Raw genomic sequence first — 17,254 nt, 5'->3', positions numbered from 1 at the left:
AACGTGTACAACCGGTATCCTCAGGCTGGTGATGTCACTGTTTTACCTATGACATCATGCCCACCGGGATCCTCCGATCGCTAAAAAGATCTTGTCATCACCAGGCATAACGTTCATAATCCCCTCCATTCCGAAACAGGGAATAGGGAGACCGTTTAAAATCAAAGAGTTAGCGCAGAGTTACTGATTTTTTCCACGGATAGTCTCTTTCACAATCCAGATCGTATGCGGGAATAGCTCAGTTGGTAGAGCACGACCTTGCCAAGGTCGGGGTCGCGAGTTCGAGTCTCGTTTCCCGCTCCAAAAAAATGACGAAAAGCCTGACAGACAGATGATTTATCCACAGCGGTAACTCAGCTGTGCTTCGCTTTTTTTGCCATTTATAAATACATCATTCACAGAGTTATCCACAGGTTAGCCGCCGCCCTGCATAGGTTCCCGGAAAGGCATCTTTTTTACATCTTTTGATAACCGTTTGAATTAATTACTATAAATAATATTTCAATTTGTTATCACGATCCCTTGTGCTTTCTGTGACAGTTGAATGACAACGACTTTTTATTTTTACTCACAGCATGTGGAAAACTGTTCCGGTGCCCTAAGCGACACCTTCGTTGTCAGGCATCACGTGGTAGTCCTTTCTCAATCGACCTGAGCAGGCGCTTATGACGCGCCGCCGTGATTTCTACTGCATTTTGCTCCCTGCTTTCTAACTGACGCTTAACCGCCCACTCAATATGCTCATCCAGCATCGCGTTCTCGCCCCGCCTGGCGACAAGCGCGTCAAGATTCTCCTGCGCCCAGGGGGCATTGCCCAGCGCAACGGCGATGTTACGCAGCCAGCGCAGATGGCCTATGCGCCGAATGGCCGAGCCTTCCGTTATGCGCAGAAATGTTGCCTCATCCCAGGCAAAGAGTTCGGTGAGTGGAGGCGCATGCAGCACCGCTCGCGGGCTAAAGTCTTCTTCATCCGTTAACTGACCGTAGCGATTCCATGGACAAATCAGCTGGCAGTCATCGCAGCCGTAAATTCGGTTGCCAATTAACGGCCTGAACGCTTCCGGGATCACGCCCTCTAACTCAATGGTCAGGTATGAGATACAGCGGCGCGCATCGACCTTATAGGGTTCAACGATGGCGCCTGTAGGGCAGGCAGTCATACAGGCAACGCAGCGACCGCATTGATCCTGCTGGGGGCTATCTACGGGAAGGGGAAGGTCAATCAGTAACTCGCCAAGAAAAAACCACGAGCCTGCTTCCCGGTTGAGGATCAGAGAGTGTTTACCGGTCCAGCCCAGTCCGGCCCTGGCCGCCAGCGGTCTTTCCAGCACCGGCGCAGAGTCAACGAAGGGGCGAAAATGCGCGTCAGTACAGTGCTCGCGGATCAATTCTCCAAGCTTTTTCAGTCGATTGCGCAATACTTTGTGATAATCACGGCCAAGTGCATAGCGGCTGACGTAGCCAAGCTGGGGGTTTTTTAGCGTACTGGCGAACGCAGCCTTCGCCGGAAGATAATTCATGCGCACGCTGATAACCCGCAGAGTGCCGGGAAGAAGTTCGTGAGGGCGCGCGCGCATCATGCCGTGGCGTGCCATCCAGCTCATCTCGCCGTGATACTGTTTGTCCAGCCAGGCCTGGAGGCGAGGCTCTTCCAGACTTAAATCGGTATCGCAAATGCCGACCTGTTGAAAACCGAGGGTCTGCCCCCAGTGCTTGATATCCTGGGCGAGTTGAATAAGATCAAGAGGATGTGACATGAGTAACCTGAACCAGCAAGAGAACATCGCCAGTTTACCCTATTCCGTCTGGCCTGTAGAGGCGCTATCCCACCTTGAGCAGCAGGGGGCGGAGGCGCTGGGGCTGACGCTGTTTGAACTGATGCAGCGCGCGGGAGAGGCCGCCTTTGCTAAAATCCGCAGCCTGTGGCCCGATGAGCAGCACTATTTAATCCTCTGCGGTCATGGCAATAACGGCGGTGATGGCTACATCATCGCCCGGCTGGCGCAGTCAGCGGGATTAACGGTCACGCTGATCGCCTGCGATGGCAGCAAACCGTTACCGGCGGAGGCCGGACAGGCGCGCGAGGCCTGGCTGGCGGCTGGCGGCATTGTTCACGATCCCGCGGTAGCCTGGCCTGAGAACGTCGGAGTGATTGTCGATGCGCTGTTAGGCACCGGCGGTAATCGTCCCCCTAAAGCCCCTTATGATGCGCTAATCCAAAACGCTAATGCCCACCCGGCACCGGTTTTCGCCGTCGATGTGCCGTCCGGGCTGGTCGCCGCGACGGGTACGGTTCCCGGTGAGGTTATCTTCGCGGCTCACACGCTGACGTTTATTGCACTAAAGCCCGGCCTGCTGACCGGCAAGGCACGCGATGTGGTGGGCACGCTGCATTTCCATGCGCTGAGCCTGGATCCCTGGCTGAATGAGCAGCCTGCGCCCATTTCGCGCTATGACGCCAGTGCACTTTCACGCTGGCTGAAACCGAGGCGGCCCACGTCGCATAAGGGCGATCACGGCAAGCTGGTGATTATTGGTGGCGATCGCGGGACGGCAGGTGCGATCCGCATGACCGGCGAGGCCGCATTACGCGCCGGAGCCGGCCTGGTGCGAGTGCTTACTCACAAAGATAATGTTTCCCCCTTACTGACCGCCCGTCCCGAGCTGATGGTGCATGAGCTTAGCAACCAGAGCATTGACGAAGCGCTGGAATGGGCCGATGTCATTGTGATTGGACCGGGCCTCGGGCAGGGCGAATGGGGCAAAAATGCCCTGAATAAGGTAGAAAACTCTCAGAAACCCATGCTTTGGGACGCGGATGCACTTAACCTGCTGGCAATCAGTCCGGATAAACGTCAAAATCGGATTATTACCCCTCATCCCGGCGAAGCGGCACGATTGCTGAATGTGAAGACCAGCGAAATTGAGAGTGACCGCTTACATTCCGCGACGCGTCTGGCAAAACGCTACGGTGGCGTGGTAGTACTAAAAGGTGCCGGTACGCTGATTGCCAGCGAAAAGGGCGAAATGGCCATTGCCGATGTAGGCAATGCGGGGATGGCCAGCGGCGGTATGGGTGACGTACTGTCGGGTATTATTGGCGGTTTGTTAGGACAGAAGCTCTCACCGTATGAGGCGGCCTGTGCAGGATGCGTTGCGCATGGCGCAGCCGCTGAAGCCGTGTCCAGACGCTATGGTACGCGGGGAATGCTAGCGACCGATCTGTTTTCCGAGCTCTATCTGTTTGTTAATCCTGAGATGTTGAATAAATAAGAATGAAGACCTGTGTAATCACATTGCCCGATGAGGCAGCAACTCTCGCCCTTGGCGCCAGCATGGCCCGATCCTGCACGGCTGCGGCCACCCTCTATCTGTATGGCGACCTCGGCGCGGGTAAAACCACGTTTAGCCGCGGTTTCCTCCAGGCGCTGGGGCATCAGGGTAATGTGAAAAGCCCAACCTATACCCTTGTTGAACCCTATATTCTGCCGAACCGCCGGGTGTATCACTTTGATCTCTATCGCCTTGCCGATCCGGAGGAGCTGGAGTTCATGGGCATCCGTGACTACTTTACCGGCGACAGCCTCTGCCTTGTCGAATGGCCGCAGCAGGGCGCTGGCGTGCTGCCGACGCCGGACATTGAACTTCATCTTCGCTATCAGGGCGACGCGCGTGAGGCTGAGATTACCGCCTGTTCCGCAACGGGTGATGAAATTGTGCGGCAGCTTGCCGCAGAGAAGGGCTGTTAATGATGTTGCGCATTAAGATGGGTCTGATACTGGCCCTGTTATTCAGTACATTCTCCACCCTGGCCGCGAATTTGTCGGATATCAACGTCTCGAACGGCAACAGCAAGGCGACGGTGACGCTCAATTTCAGCGGGCAGCCGATTTATGCTTTTTTCCCGCTGCACAATCCTGACAGGGTGGTGCTGGATATCCGTCAGAGCGGCGTGATCAAGGGATTACCCCTGACTTTTAGCGGCGAAAATATCGTTAAGCGCATTCGCTCCAGCAAGCCGGTAGATGGTCAGAGTATCCGGCTGGTGTTTGAGCTGAATCAGAAAGGAAAAACCCGCGCGATAACCCAGCGTAGCGGCAGCAGCTACAACGTAATATTTACCATTTCAGGTACGCAGCAGGCGCCGCCAGTCGGTCAACAGGCCGCGATAAGTCACGCTTCGCGCACCGCCTCCCCGAGCCGGGCGACCGCCGCTGAAAATCCGTTTAAGTCGAAGCCTGTCACGGTCGTCAGCAGCAGTAATACCGTCCTGCGGCCCGGTGCAAGTGCTACCGCGACCAATGACGCGGTGATCGTGGCCATTGACGCCGGGCACGGCGGACAGGACCCTGGCGCTATTGGCGCAGGCGGATTAAAAGAGAAGAATGTCACCATTGCTATCGCCCGCAAGCTGAAAGTCCTGCTGAATGAGGACCGGATGTTCAAAGGCGTAATGACCCGCGATGGCGACTACTTTATTTCGGTGATGGGCCGCTCCGACGTAGCGCGCAAGCAAAACGCTAATGTGCTGGTGTCTATCCACGCCGATGCGGCCCCGAATCGCAGCGCATCCGGGGCTTCCGTCTGGGTGCTGTCTAACCGACGTGCCAACAGCGAGATGGCGGGCTGGCTGGAACAGCATGAGAAACAGTCAGAGCTGCTGGGTGGCGCAGGTGACCTGCTGGCGAACAGCCAGGCCGACCCTTATCTGAGCCAGGCGGTGCTGGATTTGCAGTTTGGGCACTCCCAGCGCGTGGGCTATGACGTGGCGGTCAAAGTGATCGCTCAGCTACAGCGTGTGGGGTCGCTGCACAAGCGCCGTCCTGAACACGCGAGCCTGGGCGTACTGCGATCGCCGGATATTCCTTCCCTGCTGGTGGAAACCGGCTTTATCAGTAATCCTTCGGAGGAGCGACTGCTTGGCAGTAGCGCATACCAGCAGAAGATTGCCGAGTCGATTTACAAAGGACTCCGCAACTACTTCCTGGCGCACCCGCTACAATCGGTCCCAAAGGAGGAAAACCGACCGCTGCAGTCCGCAGCGGCGGTTAACGTCGAACCGATACCTGCCCCGGCAAATACGCAGTATTCTGGGCCCACTCAGCGCCATGTGGTAAAACGGGGCGAAACGCTTTCCGGCATTGCCGCGCAGTATGGCGTGAGTATGGCGACGCTGCGGACCCTGAATACGCTGAAAAGAGACGTGGTATGGGTGGGACAGCGCCTTAAGGTTCCGGCGGGCAGTCAGCTTACCCGCGCCAGCAAGCCGAAAAGGGTGATGCGCCACAAAGTGGTCCGCGGCGACTCACTGACCGCGATTGCTGCACGCTACGGCGTCAGCCCGGGCATCATCATGCAGGCCAACAAAATGAAGTCGCAGAATGTGATGCTGGGTCAGACGCTCAGGATCCCGACCTCGTAATTAACCAAGGAACCTTTATGCCCATTCAGGTGTTGCCTCCCCAACTTGCTAACCAGATTGCGGCCGGTGAAGTGGTGGAGCGTCCGGCGTCGGTGGTCAAAGAACTGGTTGAAAATAGCCTGGATGCGGGTGCCACGCGCATTGATGTCGAGATTGACCGGGGCGGTGCAAAGCTGATCCGCATCCGCGATAACGGCAGCGGTATCGGCAAGGACGAACTGGCGATGGCGCTGGCCCGCCATGCCACCAGCAAAATTACGTCACTCGACGACCTGGAGGCGATTGTCAGCCTCGGTTTTCGCGGTGAGGCGCTGGCCAGCATCAGCTCGGTTTCACGTCTGACGCTGACGTCGCGGACGGAAGCACAAACCGAAGCCTGGCAGGCCTACGCGGAAGGGCGTGATATGGCGGTGACGCTGAAACCGGCGGCGCATCCGGTTGGTACAACGCTGGAAGTGCTCGATCTCTTCTACAACACGCCCGCCAGGCGTAAATTTATGCGCACCGAGAAAACGGAATTTAACCACATTGATGAAATTATTCGCCGTATTGCGCTGGCGAGATTCGATGTGGCCTTCTCGCTGACGCACAACGGCAAGCTGATGCGGCAGTATCGTGCCGTGAGCGGCAGCGGCCAGCAGGAGCGACGCCTTGGTTCGATCTGCGGCCTGCCCTTCCTGAACCATGCCCTGGCGATAGCGTGGCAGCACGGCGACCTGAGCCTGCGCGGCTGGGTGGCCGATCCTGCCGGTTCGCGCACCCTGACCGACCTTCAATACTGCTATGTGAATGGACGGATGATGCGCGATCGGCTGATCAACCACGCGATTCGCCAGGCCTATCAGGATAAGCTTGGGGACGATCACCAGCCCGCCTACGTACTTTATCTGGAAATCGATCCGCATCAGGTCGATGTCAACGTGCATCCTGCCAAGCATGAGGTGCGTTTCCACCAGTCACGCCTGGTACATGATTTTATCTATCAGGGCGTGGTGAGCGTCCTGCAGGAGAGCGCACAGCCCGTACTGCCGGGTGCGGAAGGCGCATCTCCGGCGCGCTGGCAGCCGGAAAATCGTCAGGCTGCGGGCGGTAACCACTTCTCTACGCCTGCGGCGACGACATCAGCGGGTGACGATCACCTCTCTACACCTGCCACGGGTAAAGCCGTGGGCGGGAATGCGGCGCTATCGTTGGAGGCCGGACAACCGACATCCGGTGCCGGGCGTTCCTCTCAGGCGAGTGCAGATCGCGCAACATTCCCGTCAGACAGCGATTCATCTTCACCGACGGGCGGGTCGACACATTCAGCGGGCGGCGCCTCTGCTTCGTCGCAGGGAGGTGCGACACGTCCGAGCGGTGCGGGCGGCATGCCTCCCGCCTGGCAGCGACAGGAGCCGGTTTACCACAAAAAAGAGGGGGCGGTTTACCAGCAGCTATTGAATGTTCCTGGCGCCTCCCGCATCAATGAGCAGAATCCGGCACCAAAAATTCAGGTGGCCTCGCCGCTCGGTGGTCATAGCCAGAGCTTTGGCCGCGTACTGACCATTATCGGGGAAGATTGTGCGCTGGTTGAGGGGCACAACCAGCTGGCGCTGATCCTGCTGCCGGTGGCGGAACGCTGGCTAAAACAGGCCCAGCTAGAACCAGGCGAAGAGGGGCTTCGGCCACAGCCGCTGCTTATCCCCCTCAGGATGAAAATCGACCGGCCCGAGCGTGATGCCCATGCCCGCTACGTCAGCCTGCTGAATAAGATGGGGATTGACCTGCAAACCGACGGGCATCACATCCAGCTACGGGCGGTGCCTTTACCATTGCGCCAACAAAATTTACAAATCTTGATTCCAGAACTGTTAGGCTATCTGGCCCGGCAGCAGGATGTCAGCACAACGCAAATGGCGCAGTGGTTAGCGCGCCATGCGGTTGCTGAACACCCTCACTGGAATCACTCGCAGGCGATTGCACTGCTGGCCGATCTCGAACGGTTATGCCCGCAGCTGATTAAATTGCCACCTTCTGGATTATTGCAGCACATCGATATTGAACAGGCGATGAACGCCCTGAAGCATGAGTGAAACATCCAAGGCTGGCCGGCCAAAGGCACTATTTTTGATGGGCCCGACCGCGTCGGGTAAAACGGCGCTGGCAATTGCACTACGCCAGCATCTGCCAGTTGAGTTGATTAGCGTAGATTCTGCCCTGATTTATCGCGGTATGGACATTGGCACCGCCAAGCCCTCCGCAGAGGAGCAGCGTCTTGCTCCCCATCGTTTACTGGACATCCGCGATCCGGCAGAAGCCTATTCGGCAGCCGAGTTCCGTCGTGATGCGCTGGCTGAAATGGCGGAGATCACCCGGAGCGGTCGAATTCCGTTGCTTGTTGGTGGCACCATGCTCTATTACAAGGCTTTACTGGAAGGATTATCGCCGTTGCCCCCGGCCGATCCTGAGGTACGTCAGCGTATTGAGCAGAAGGCGAGTGAGTGTGGATGGGATGCACTTCACCGTCAGTTATGTGAAATAGATCCCATTGCTGCAAATCGTATTCATCCGAATGATCCCCAGAGACTCTCGCGAGCACTGGAAGTTTTTTTTATTTCGGGTAAAACTTTAACGGAACTGACTAAAATCTCAGGTGAAGCCCTGCCCTATGACGTTGTTCAGTTTGCGATAGCCCCTCAGGCGCGCGAACTGATTCACCAGCGTATTGAGCTGCGTTTTCGACAGATGTTGGCGTCAGGATTTGAAGCGGAGGCTCGGGCGCTTTTTGCACGAGGTGATTTGCATACGGATATGCCTTCCATTCGTTGTGTCGGGTATCGCCAGATGTGGTCATTTCTGACGGGTGAGATCGATTACGATGACATGGTTTATCGGGGAATTTGCGCGACCCGGCAGTTGGCCAAGCGCCAGATGACCTGGCTTCGTGGGTGGAAGGATGTTCACTGGCTGGATAGCGAACACCCTGAAGCCGCACGGGTGAAAGTGTTACAGGTTCTTGGTGCGAAGCATGGATGATTGTGTACAATTGGTACGTTATCTTGCGCAAATTTTTTACGCAGTATTTCAGAACCGCGAGGTTCTTAAGTAGCAAACAACAAGCATATAAGGAAAAGATAGAATGGCTAAGGGGCAATCATTGCAAGATCCGTTCTTGAACGCACTGCGTCGCGAACGTGTTCCGGTTTCGATTTATTTGGTTAATGGTATCAAACTTCAGGGTCAGATCGAGTCGTTTGATCAATTTGTGATTTTATTGAAAAACACGGTAAGCCAGATGGTGTATAAACACGCTATCTCCACCGTTGTTCCGTCCCGTCCGGTCTCCCACCACAACAATAACGCGGGTGGCGGAAGCAGCAACTATCACCACAGTGGCAGTACTCAGGGGGCTTCAACTCAGCCTCAGCAAGACGGTGACGACGCAGAGTAATCACAGGTCTTATATGACGGGGGGCGTTCTTTAGGTTCCCCGTCCAGGTAGGATAATGCCAGCCTGATTTGCCCGGGCAGATAAAGCCTGGGCCAAATTACGCAAATAAACGCCGTTTTCAACCGAAAGCGCGCACTGTAAATCTGATTTTAACGCTGTATGGCCATTGCGTAACAGGTTTCACAAGGTTCTGAGAGGTTTCAAGTTTGTTTGACCGTTATGATGCCGGTGAGCAGGCCGTACTGGTACACATCTATTTCTCCCAAGACAGAGATATGGAAGATTTACAGGAGTTTGAAACTCTTGTGTCTTCTGCGGGTGTTGAAGCCCTGCGAGTCGTAACCGGTAGCCGAAAAGCGCCACATCCTAAATATTTTGTTGGCGAAGGTAAGGCCGTTGAAATTGCTGAAGCGGTCAAATCCAGCGGTGCCTCAGTGGTGCTGTTCGATCACGCCCTTAGCCCGGCTCAGGAGCGTAATCTGGAAGCCCTGTGCCAGTGCCGGGTCCTTGACCGCACGGGCCTGATCCTGGATATTTTTGCCCAGCGCGCACGTACCCATGAAGGTAAATTGCAGGTGGAGCTGGCCCAGCTCCGCCATCTCGCCACGCGTCTGGTACGCGGCTGGACTCACCTTGAACGCCAGAAAGGCGGTATTGGCCTGCGTGGGCCGGGTGAAACTCAGCTGGAAACGGACCGCCGCCTGCTGCGTAATCGCATCACGCTGATCCTTTCGCGACTGCAGAAAGTTGAAAAGCAGCGTGAGCAGGGCAGGCAGGCCCGCAATAAAGCCGACGTGCCAACGGTTTCGCTGGTGGGGTATACCAACGCCGGTAAATCGACGCTGTTTAACTGTATTACCTCCGCAGAGGTGTATGTTGCAAACCAGCTGTTTGCGACCCTGGATCCAACGCTGCGTCGTGTTGACGTGATGGATGTAGGAGAAGTGGTGCTGGCGGATACGGTTGGATTTATCCGCCATCTGCCTCATGACCTGGTGGCTGCGTTTAAAGCCACACTACAGGAAACTCGCGAGGCAACGCTGCTGCTGCACGTCATTGACGCCAGCGATGCGCGCGTGGATGAAAATATTGAGGCGGTGAATGAGGTTCTGGAAGAGATCGAATCTGATGATATTCCCGCCCTGTTAGTGATGAACAAAATCGATATGCTGGAGGACTTTGTTCCGCGAATCGATCGTAATGAAGAAAATCTGCCGATCCGCGTCTGGCTTTCTGCACAAACGGGCGAAGGGATCCCGCTCCTGTTTCAGGCGCTGACTGAACGTCTGGCGGGCGAGATCGCGCAGTATGATTTACGTCTGCCGCCGGGAACGGGACGGTTGCGCAGCCGTTTTTATCAGCTCCAGGCGATAGAAAAAGAGTGGAATGAAGACGATGGTAGCGTAGGTTTGCAGGTGCGCATGCCCATCGTTGACTGGCGTCGTCTGTGCAAGCAGGAGCCGGCACTGGTGGATTACATTGTTTGACTGATTTTGCCTGACACGCGTATCCCGGCCCTGGGATACCACCGCACACACAATTAATGGAGTATAAACATGGCGTGGAATCAGCCCGGGAATAACGGACAGGACCGCGACCCGTGGGGAAGCAGCAATAATCAAGGCGGCAACTCTGGGGGAAATAAAGGAGGGCGCGATAAGGGGCCTCCTGATTTGGATGATATTTTTCGCAAGCTAAGCAAAAAGCTTGGTGGATTTGGCGGTGGTAAAAACGATAACAGCGGTAGCCAGAATACGCCAGGACGCGGCGGCCGGCTGGTCGGCATCGTGGTTGTGGCCGCGGTAGTTATCTGGGCGGGCAGCGGTTTCTATACCATCAAAGAGGCGGAACGGGGCGTGGTAACGCGCTTTGGTAAATTCAGCCATCTGGTTGAACCCGGCCTGAACTGGAAGCCAACCTTCGTTGATCAGGTTCGTGCGGTAAACGTTGAAGCCGTGCGTGAGCTGGCGGCGTCCGGCACCATGCTGACCTCTGACGAAAACGTCGTACGGGTTGAGATGAATGTGCAGTACCGCATCACCAATCCGGAACGCTATCTGTTTGCCGTTACCAGCGCCGATGACAGCCTGCGTCAGGCCACGGACAGCGCGCTGCGCGGCGTGATTGGGCGCTCGACGATGGATCGCATTCTGACCGAAGGTCGTACCGTGGTGCGTAGCGAAACGCAGCGCGAGCTGGAAGAGACTATCCGTCCTTACGATATGGGTATTACGCTGCTGGACGTCAACTTCCAGGCTGCTCGTCCGCCTGAAGAGGTGAAAGCCGCGTTTGATGATGCCATTGCCGCGCGTGAAAACCGCGAGCAGTACGTCCGCGAAGCAGAAGCTTATGCGAATGAGGTTCAGCCACGCGCTAATGGTCAGGCTCAGCGTATTCTCGAAGAGGCACGTGCTTATAAAACACGTACCGTGCTGGAAGCCCAGGGTGAAGTTGCCCGCTTTGCAAAAATTCTGCCTGAATATAAAGCCGCGCCGCAAATTACCCGCGAGCGTCTCTATATTGAAACCATGGAACGTGTACTGAGCCACACCCGCAAGGTGCTGGTTAACGATAAAGGCAACAACCTGATGGTGCTGCCGCTGGACCAGCTGATGCGGGGCCAGGGCGGTTCGTCCTCCAACGCAACGCAGGACAGCAGCAGCAACAGCCTGCTTCGTCTGCCACCGGCTTCAGGCAGCAGCAATGAACGCGCCAGCAGCAGTTCGTCGTTCAGCCCGGACGACATCATGGATCAGCGTCGGGTTAACGCCCAGCGCAACGATACCCAGCGCGAAGGGAGAGAATAAGCGATGCGTAAGCCATTAATCGTAGTGTTGATTGTTGTGCTGGTGGTGCTGTACGCGTCACTGTTTGTAGTGCAGGAGGGGCAGCGCGGTATCGTGATGCGCTTTGGTAAAGTGCTGCGCGACAGCGAGAATAAGCCGCTGGTCTATGCGCCCGGCCTGCATTTTAAGATCCCATTCCTGGAATCGGTCAAATCGCTTGATGCGCGTATTCAGACCATGGATAACCAGGCTGACCGCTTTGTCACCAAAGAGAAGAAAGATCTGATCGTCGACTCATACATCAAGTGGCGCATCAGCGATTTCAGCCGTTACTACCTGGCAACAGGCGGCGGTGATATTTCTCAGGCCGAAGTGCTGCTGAAGCGCAAGTTCAGTGACCGCCTGCGTTCCGAAATGGGACGTCTGGATGTGAAGGATATCGTTACTGACTCCCGTGGGCGCTTGACCACGGACGTGCGGGAAGCGCTGAATACGGGTACCGCAGGGCAGGATGATGAAATTGCCACGCCTGCTGCAGACGACGCCATCGCTTCCGCGGCGGCCCGCGTTGAACGTGAAACCACCAGCAAAGAGCCGGCGGTCAACCCGAACAGCATGGCTGCTCTGGGCATTCAGGTAGTCGACGTGCGCATCAAGCAGATCAATCTGCCAACGGAAGTGTCGGATGCGATCTACAACCGTATGCGCGCAGAGCGTGAAGCCGTCGCCCGTAGCCAGCGTTCACAGGGACAGGAAGAGGCCGAGAAGCTGCGTGCCGGTGCGGATTATGAAGTGACCCGCACGCTGGCAGAAGCGCAGCGTACCGCGCTAATGACCCGTGGTGAAGGGGATGCGGATGCGGCTAAGCTGTTCGCCGATGCGTTCAGTCAGGATCCGGATTTCTACGCCTTCATTCGTAGCCTGCGGGCCTACGATAACAGCTTCAAGAGCAACCAGGATATTATGGTACTCAGCCCGGACAGCGATTTCTTCCGCTTTATGAAGTCGCCTTCTAACGCCACACGCTAAGAATCTGTTATAAAACTGGGGCCGGATTATCCGGCCCCTTTTTTTTGTCTTATGCGGGTATAATAATGAACTCAACCATTTGGATGGCACTGGCTCTGGTGCTGGTTTTAGAAGGCCTAGGGCCCGTATTGCTGCCGCGCATCTGGCGCCGAATGATCCTGTCAATGGCGAACCTCCCTGACCAGCTGCTGCGCCGTTTTGGTGGCGGGCTGGTGGTGGCAGGTGCGGTAACCTACTACATGGTGAGCATTCATAATGGTGGTCAGGGCTGACCTGCTGTGGCAAGGGAGTGCCGAATCCCCCCGCTCTCGCATCCTCTCAACCTTCGGCGTCTCTGTCTGGCGTTTTACTTTACGCTGCACCGCTGATTTAGGGTAAAAAAGTACGCAATCGTATGCTAAAAGAGCTGAAAGACGGGTTTTACGATGGTAGAATCCATTTTTAAGCAATCGGTGATTTTGAGAAATGGGTAAGAACGTCGTCGTACTGGGCACCCAATGGGGTGACGAAGGTAAAGGTAAGATTGTTGACCTCCTGACTGAACGTGCAAAATACGTTGTACGCTATCAGGGCGGCCATAACGCTGGCCATACGCTAGTCATCAACGGTGAGAAAACCGTCCTCCACTTAATCCCTTCTGGCATTCTTCGCGAAAACGTCACCAGCATCATCGGCAACGGTGTGGTGCTGTCTCCGGCTGCGCTGATGAAAGAGATGAAGGGGCTGGAGGATCGCGGCTTCCCGGTACGTGAACGTCTGTTTATTTCTGAAGCCTGTCCGCTGATCCTCGAGTATCACGTTGCGCTGGACGTGGCGCGTGAGAAAGCGCGCGGTGCTAAAGCCATCGGCACCACCGGCCGCGGTATTGGTCCAGCCTACGAAGACAAAGTCGCACGTCGTGGCCTGCGCGTCGGCGATCTGTTTAATAAAGAAACCTTCGCCGCCAAGCTTAAAGACGTGATGGAATATCACAACTTCCAGCTGGTGAACTACTACAAAGAAGAGGCCGTTGACTACGACAAAGTGCTGAGCGATGTGATGGCGATTGCCGACATCCTGACGGGCATGGTGGTTGACGTTTCCGAACTGCTGGACGGCGCACGTAAGCGTGGCGATCTGATCATGTTTGAAGGCGCGCAGGGAACCCTGCTGGATATCGATCACGGCACTTATCCGTACGTGACCTCTTCAAACACCACCGCAGGCGGCGTGGCGACCGGCTCAGGCATTGGCCCGCGCTACGTGGACTACGTGCTGGGTATCGTGAAAGCCTACTCTACGCGCGTGGGAGCGGGTCCATTCCCGACCGAACTTTTCGATGAAACCGGCGAATTCCTGTGCACTAAAGGCAACGAGTTTGGTGCCACTACCGGTCGCCGCCGTCGTACCGGCTGGCTGGACGTGGTCGCCGTGCGCCGTGCCGTGCAGATTAACTCACTTTCTGGTTTCTGCATGACCAAGCTGGACGTGCTGGATGGCCTGAAAGAGGTGAAAATCTGCGTGGCCTATCGCATGCCAGACGGTCGTGAAGTGACCACCACGCCGCTGGCAGCCGAGGGCTGGGACGGTATTGAACCCATTTATGAAAGCCTGCCAGGCTGGAGTGAAAACACGTTTGGGGTTAAAACGCTGGAAGGTCTGCCGCAGGCAGCACGCGACTACATTAAGCGCGTGGAAGAGTTAACCGGCGTACCGGTAGATATCATCTCTACCGGCCCGGATCGCAGTGAGACCATGATTCTGCGCGATCCTTTTGACGCATAAAGCCGTCTCAGGCCGGGGATCCCCCGGCCTTTGTCCTTCCGTGTCATGCCCTGCCCAGTTTTCTCTTGCCACCGCGCTTAAATAAAATGGCCCTAAGTGTAAAGGGTGGTTTATCATCATTTACAATACACTCATTTATGAGCGGAACAGGGTAGCGCTTCGGGCCTGTTGCCTGAAAAGAGCCTGTACCCTGGGAGACAGCGCTTAGCTGCATCACCCGCACGTCAGCCGCTGGCTGACCGGGTTGATAACACCCATCCGCTCTACCCATTATTGCGCCGTGAACGATCTTCACGCTGTAATGAATGACAACGGAGGAACCGCAATGTCAAAAGATCCATTTAAGGAACGGGAAGCAGAGAAATACGAAAACCCCATTCCCAGCCGCGAATTTATCCTTGCTCATCTTGATAAACGCGAAAAACCGGCCAGCCGTGAAGAGCTGGCCGATGAACTTTCTATTACGGGCGAAGAGCAGACAGAAGCGCTGCGCCGCCGCCTGCGCGCCATGGAGCGCGACGGTCAGTTAGTCTTCACTCGCCGCCAGTGCTATGCGCTGCCGGAGCGTCTGGACCTGCTGCGCGGTAAAGTTATCGGCCACCGCGATGGCTTTGGCTTTCTGCGCATTGAAGGTAGCAAAGACGATCTCTACCTCTCTGCCGAACAGATGAAAATGTGCATGCACGGTGATGTGATCCTCGCGCAGGCGATGGGCGCAGACCGCAAAGGCCGCCGGGAAGCTCGCGTGGTGCGTGTACTCGAACCGCGCAACAATCAGATCGTTGGCCGCTACTTCACCGAAGCCGGGGTCGGCTTTGTGGTGCCGGATGACAGCCGCCTGAGCTTTGATATTCTGATCCCCGCCGAAGAGCTGATGGGGGCGCGCATGGGCTTTGTGGTGGTCGTGGAGCTGATGCAGCGCCCAACCCGCCGCAGCAAGGCCGTGGGTAAGGTCGTCGAAGTGCTTGGCGATAATATGGGCACCGGGATGGCCGTGGAAATGGCGCTGCGTACCCACGATATTCCCCATAGCTGGTCGCCTGAGCTTGAGCGACAGATCGCTAAACTGAAAGAAGAAGTGCCGGAAGAGGCGAAAGCGGGCCGTGTGGATCTGCGCGATCTGCCGCTGGTCACCATTGATGGCGAAGATGCCCGCGACTTTGATGATGCCGTATTCTGCGAAAGAAAACGCGGCGGCGGCTGGCGGCTGTGGGTAGCCATCGCCGACGTCAGCTACTACGTGCGTCCCGGTACGCCGCTCGACGACGAAGCGGTTAACCGTGGCACCTCGGTTTACTTCCCGTCGCAGGTTGTTCCCATGCTGCCGGAAGTGCTGTCCAACGGACTCTGTTCGCTTAACCCGCAGGTCGATCGCCTGTGTATGGTTTGCGAGATGACCATTTCCGCTACCGGTAAGCTGACCGGTTATAAGCACTATGAAGCGGTAATGAACTCCTGGGCGCGTCTGACCTATAACAAGGTCTGGAATATCCTTCAGGGCGACCAGGAGCTGCGCGAGCAGTATCAGCCGCTGGTCAAGGATCTGGAAGAGCTGCACCGCATGTATCTGGTGCTTGAGAAATCCCGCGAGCAGCGCGGCGGCATCTCTTTTGAGACGGACGAAGCTAAATTTGTTTTCAACGCCGATCGCCGTATTGAGCGCGTTGAGCAGGTATCGCGCAATGATGCGCACAAGCTGATCGAAGAGTGCATGATTCTGGCGAATATCGCCTCCGCGCGCTATGTCGAAAAGAACAATGAACCGGCGCTGTTCCGCGATCACGACCGCCCAAGCGAAGAGAATATCAAAAGCTTCCGTTCGGTACTTAACGAGCTGGGTCTGACGCTTGGCGGCGGCAATAAGCCTCATCCGCTGGACTATGCCGAACTGTTGACGCAAATTGCCAGCCGTCCCGATCATGAAATGCTGCAAACTATGCTGCTGCGCTCGATGAAACAGGCGGTGTACGATCCGGAAAACCGGGGTCACTTCGGGCTGGCGCTGGCGTCCTACGCGCACTTTACCTCGCCTATTCGTCGTTATCCCGACCTGCTGCTGCACCGCGCCATTAAGTATCTGGTGGCGAAAGAGAACGGCACGCTGCAGGGCAACACCACGCCGACGGGCGGCTACCATTACGATCTTCAGCAGATGTTGCAGCTGGGCCAGCACTGTTCGATGGCGGAGCGCCGGGCCGATGAAGCGACGCGTGACGTTGCCGACTGGCTGAAATGTGACTTTATGCAGGATCAGGTTGGCGAAACCTTTAGCGGCGTGATTTCCAGCGTCACGGGGTTTGGCTTCTTTGTGCGTCTGACCGATCTGTTTATTGACGGGCTGGTGCATGTTTCCTCGCTGGATAACGACTACTATCGCTTTGATGCCGTTGGCCAGCGTATGGTTGGCGAGTCCGGCGGCAAATCGTATCGACTGGGTGATACGGTAGAAGTGCGCGTGGACGCGGTGCACATGGAGGAGCGTAAAATCGACTTCGCGCTGATCTCAAGCCAGCGTAAGCCGCGCGGTGAAGGCAAAACCGAACGTGACCGCGCGAAGAAAAGCCCCTCGCAAAATAGCGGCAAGCGTCGTCGCGAGCAGAGCAAGCGGAAGAACTTTGAGCCAGACAGCGCATTCCGCGCCGCGAAGCCTAAAGAAGTCAGCGTTGACGACGGTGCCAGCAAAGAGAAAAAAGCTAAAAAACCGTCGGATAAAACCCGTAGAATCTCCGCTGCGACCCGTGCCAAACGTGCCGCTAAGAAAAAACCTGACACCACGGCGTGAGCCCGTCTGGTGCTGTGGGCGGGTAAGCTGCCGCCCGCAGC

General features: G+C 56.3%; 13 protein-coding genes and 1 tRNA gene. 13 read left to right on the top strand and 1 reads right to left on the bottom strand.

The features are described 5' to 3' along the window. Positions 1-227: 227 nt before the first annotated feature. A tRNA-Gly gene (locus AC4PCC_RS19245) sits at positions 228-303 on the top strand. A gap of 314 nt (positions 304-617) precedes the next feature. Here AC4PCC_RS19245 and queG read toward each other — a convergent pair. Then, positions 618-1,757, bottom strand: a complete 1,140-nt coding sequence (gene queG / locus AC4PCC_RS19240) for a tRNA epoxyqueuosine(34) reductase QueG (RefSeq protein WP_492125587.1) — start codon at positions 1,755-1,757, stop codon at positions 618-620. Here queG and nnr point away from each other — a divergent pair. From nnr to rnr, 12 genes are all read left to right on the top strand, one after another. After that, positions 1,756-3,273, top strand: coding sequence for a bifunctional ADP-dependent NAD(P)H-hydrate dehydratase/NAD(P)H-hydrate epimerase (nnr, locus tag AC4PCC_RS19235; RefSeq protein WP_492125586.1), 1,518 nt, complete (start codon positions 1,756-1,758; stop codon positions 3,271-3,273). The two genes, queG and nnr, sit on opposite strands and share 2 nt — an antisense overlap. Positions 3,274-3,275: 2 nt before the next feature. After that, positions 3,276-3,749, top strand: coding sequence for a tRNA (adenosine(37)-N6)-threonylcarbamoyltransferase complex ATPase subunit type 1 TsaE (tsaE, locus tag AC4PCC_RS19230; protein WP_492125585.1), 474 nt, complete (start codon positions 3,276-3,278; stop codon positions 3,747-3,749). After that, positions 3,749-5,422, top strand: a complete 1,674-nt coding sequence (gene amiB / locus AC4PCC_RS19225) for an N-acetylmuramoyl-L-alanine amidase AmiB (RefSeq protein ID WP_492125584.1) — start codon at positions 3,749-3,751, stop codon at positions 5,420-5,422. The genes tsaE and amiB overlap by 1 nt, the downstream gene beginning before the upstream one ends. 17 nt (positions 5,423-5,439) lie before the next feature. Next, on the top strand, positions 5,440-7,494 hold the full coding sequence (gene mutL, locus AC4PCC_RS19220) for a DNA mismatch repair endonuclease MutL (protein WP_492125583.1): 2,055 nt from the start codon (positions 5,440-5,442) through the stop codon (positions 7,492-7,494). After that, positions 7,487-8,437 carry a tRNA (adenosine(37)-N6)-dimethylallyltransferase MiaA gene (gene miaA, locus AC4PCC_RS19215; RefSeq protein ID WP_492125582.1) on the top strand — a complete coding sequence of 317 codons (951 nt, stop codon included), beginning with the start codon at positions 7,487-7,489 and terminating at the stop codon, positions 8,435-8,437. Before mutL ends, miaA begins: the two co-directional genes overlap by 8 nt. 103 nt (positions 8,438-8,540) lie before the next feature. Further along, the gene (gene hfq / locus AC4PCC_RS19210; protein ID WP_067704169.1) at positions 8,541-8,852 is read left to right on the top strand and encodes an RNA chaperone Hfq; all 312 of its coding nucleotides are present in this window, start codon (positions 8,541-8,543) and stop codon (positions 8,850-8,852) included. 206 nt (positions 8,853-9,058) lie between these two features. Continuing rightward, on the top strand, positions 9,059-10,339 hold the full coding sequence (hflX, locus tag AC4PCC_RS19205; protein ID WP_492125581.1) for a ribosome rescue GTPase HflX: 1,281 nt from the start codon (positions 9,059-9,061) through the stop codon (positions 10,337-10,339). A 69-nt stretch (positions 10,340-10,408) separates the two neighbouring features. Further along, a complete protein-coding gene (gene hflK / locus AC4PCC_RS19200) occupies positions 10,409-11,659 on the top strand; it encodes an FtsH protease activity modulator HflK (protein ID WP_492125580.1) in 1,251 nt (416 codons plus the stop codon). 3 nt (positions 11,660-11,662) lie between these two features. Beyond that, on the top strand, positions 11,663-12,667 hold the full coding sequence (gene hflC / locus AC4PCC_RS19195) for a protease modulator HflC (protein ID WP_067704160.1): 1,005 nt from the start codon (positions 11,663-11,665) through the stop codon (positions 12,665-12,667). A gap of 65 nt (positions 12,668-12,732) precedes the next feature. After that, the gene (locus AC4PCC_RS19190; protein WP_067704156.1) at positions 12,733-12,939 is read left to right on the top strand and encodes a DUF2065 domain-containing protein; all 207 of its coding nucleotides are present in this window, start codon (positions 12,733-12,735) and stop codon (positions 12,937-12,939) included. Positions 12,940-13,132: 193 nt separating this feature from the next. Continuing rightward, positions 13,133-14,431, top strand: coding sequence for an adenylosuccinate synthase (locus AC4PCC_RS19185; RefSeq protein WP_067704153.1), 1,299 nt, complete (start codon positions 13,133-13,135; stop codon positions 14,429-14,431). A 325-nt stretch (positions 14,432-14,756) separates the two neighbouring features. Next, entirely contained in the window at positions 14,757-17,213 is a 2,457-nt protein-coding gene (rnr, locus tag AC4PCC_RS19180; RefSeq protein WP_067704150.1) for a ribonuclease R, read from the top strand. Positions 17,214-17,254: the final 41 nt, after the last annotated feature.

It is taken from the genome of Erwinia sp. L03-1 (assembly GCF_058686115.1).
Note: the sequence above shows the minus strand (reverse complement) of the source record. Positions and strands in the feature narration are given on the sequence as shown.

Excerpts from the sequence above, each read along its gene's own strand:
- miaA (WP_492125582.1), top strand. The coding sequence starts at position 7,487 with ATGAGTGAAACATCCAAGGCTGGCCGGCCAAAGGCACTATTTTTGATG.
- queG (WP_492125587.1), bottom strand. The coding sequence starts at position 1,757 with ATGTCACATCCTCTTGATCTTATTCAACTCGCCCAGGATATCAAGCAC.
- tsaE (WP_492125585.1), top strand. The coding sequence starts at position 3,276 with ATGAAGACCTGTGTAATCACATTGCCCGATGAGGCAGCAACTCTCGCC.
- amiB (WP_492125584.1), top strand. The coding sequence starts at position 3,749 with ATGATGTTGCGCATTAAGATGGGTCTGATACTGGCCCTGTTATTCAGT.
- hfq (WP_067704169.1), top strand. The coding sequence starts at position 8,541 with ATGGCTAAGGGGCAATCATTGCAAGATCCGTTCTTGAACGCACTGCGT.
- AC4PCC_RS19190 (WP_067704156.1), top strand. The coding sequence starts at position 12,733 with ATGAACTCAACCATTTGGATGGCACTGGCTCTGGTGCTGGTTTTAGAA.
- hflK (WP_492125580.1), top strand. The coding sequence starts at position 10,409 with ATGGCGTGGAATCAGCCCGGGAATAACGGACAGGACCGCGACCCGTGG.
- rnr (WP_067704150.1), top strand. The coding sequence starts at position 14,757 with ATGTCAAAAGATCCATTTAAGGAACGGGAAGCAGAGAAATACGAAAAC.
- hflC (WP_067704160.1), top strand. The coding sequence starts at position 11,663 with ATGCGTAAGCCATTAATCGTAGTGTTGATTGTTGTGCTGGTGGTGCTG.
- nnr (WP_492125586.1), top strand. The coding sequence starts at position 1,756 with ATGAGTAACCTGAACCAGCAAGAGAACATCGCCAGTTTACCCTATTCC.
- mutL (WP_492125583.1), top strand. The coding sequence starts at position 5,440 with ATGCCCATTCAGGTGTTGCCTCCCCAACTTGCTAACCAGATTGCGGCC.
- AC4PCC_RS19185 (WP_067704153.1), top strand. The coding sequence starts at position 13,133 with ATGGGTAAGAACGTCGTCGTACTGGGCACCCAATGGGGTGACGAAGGT.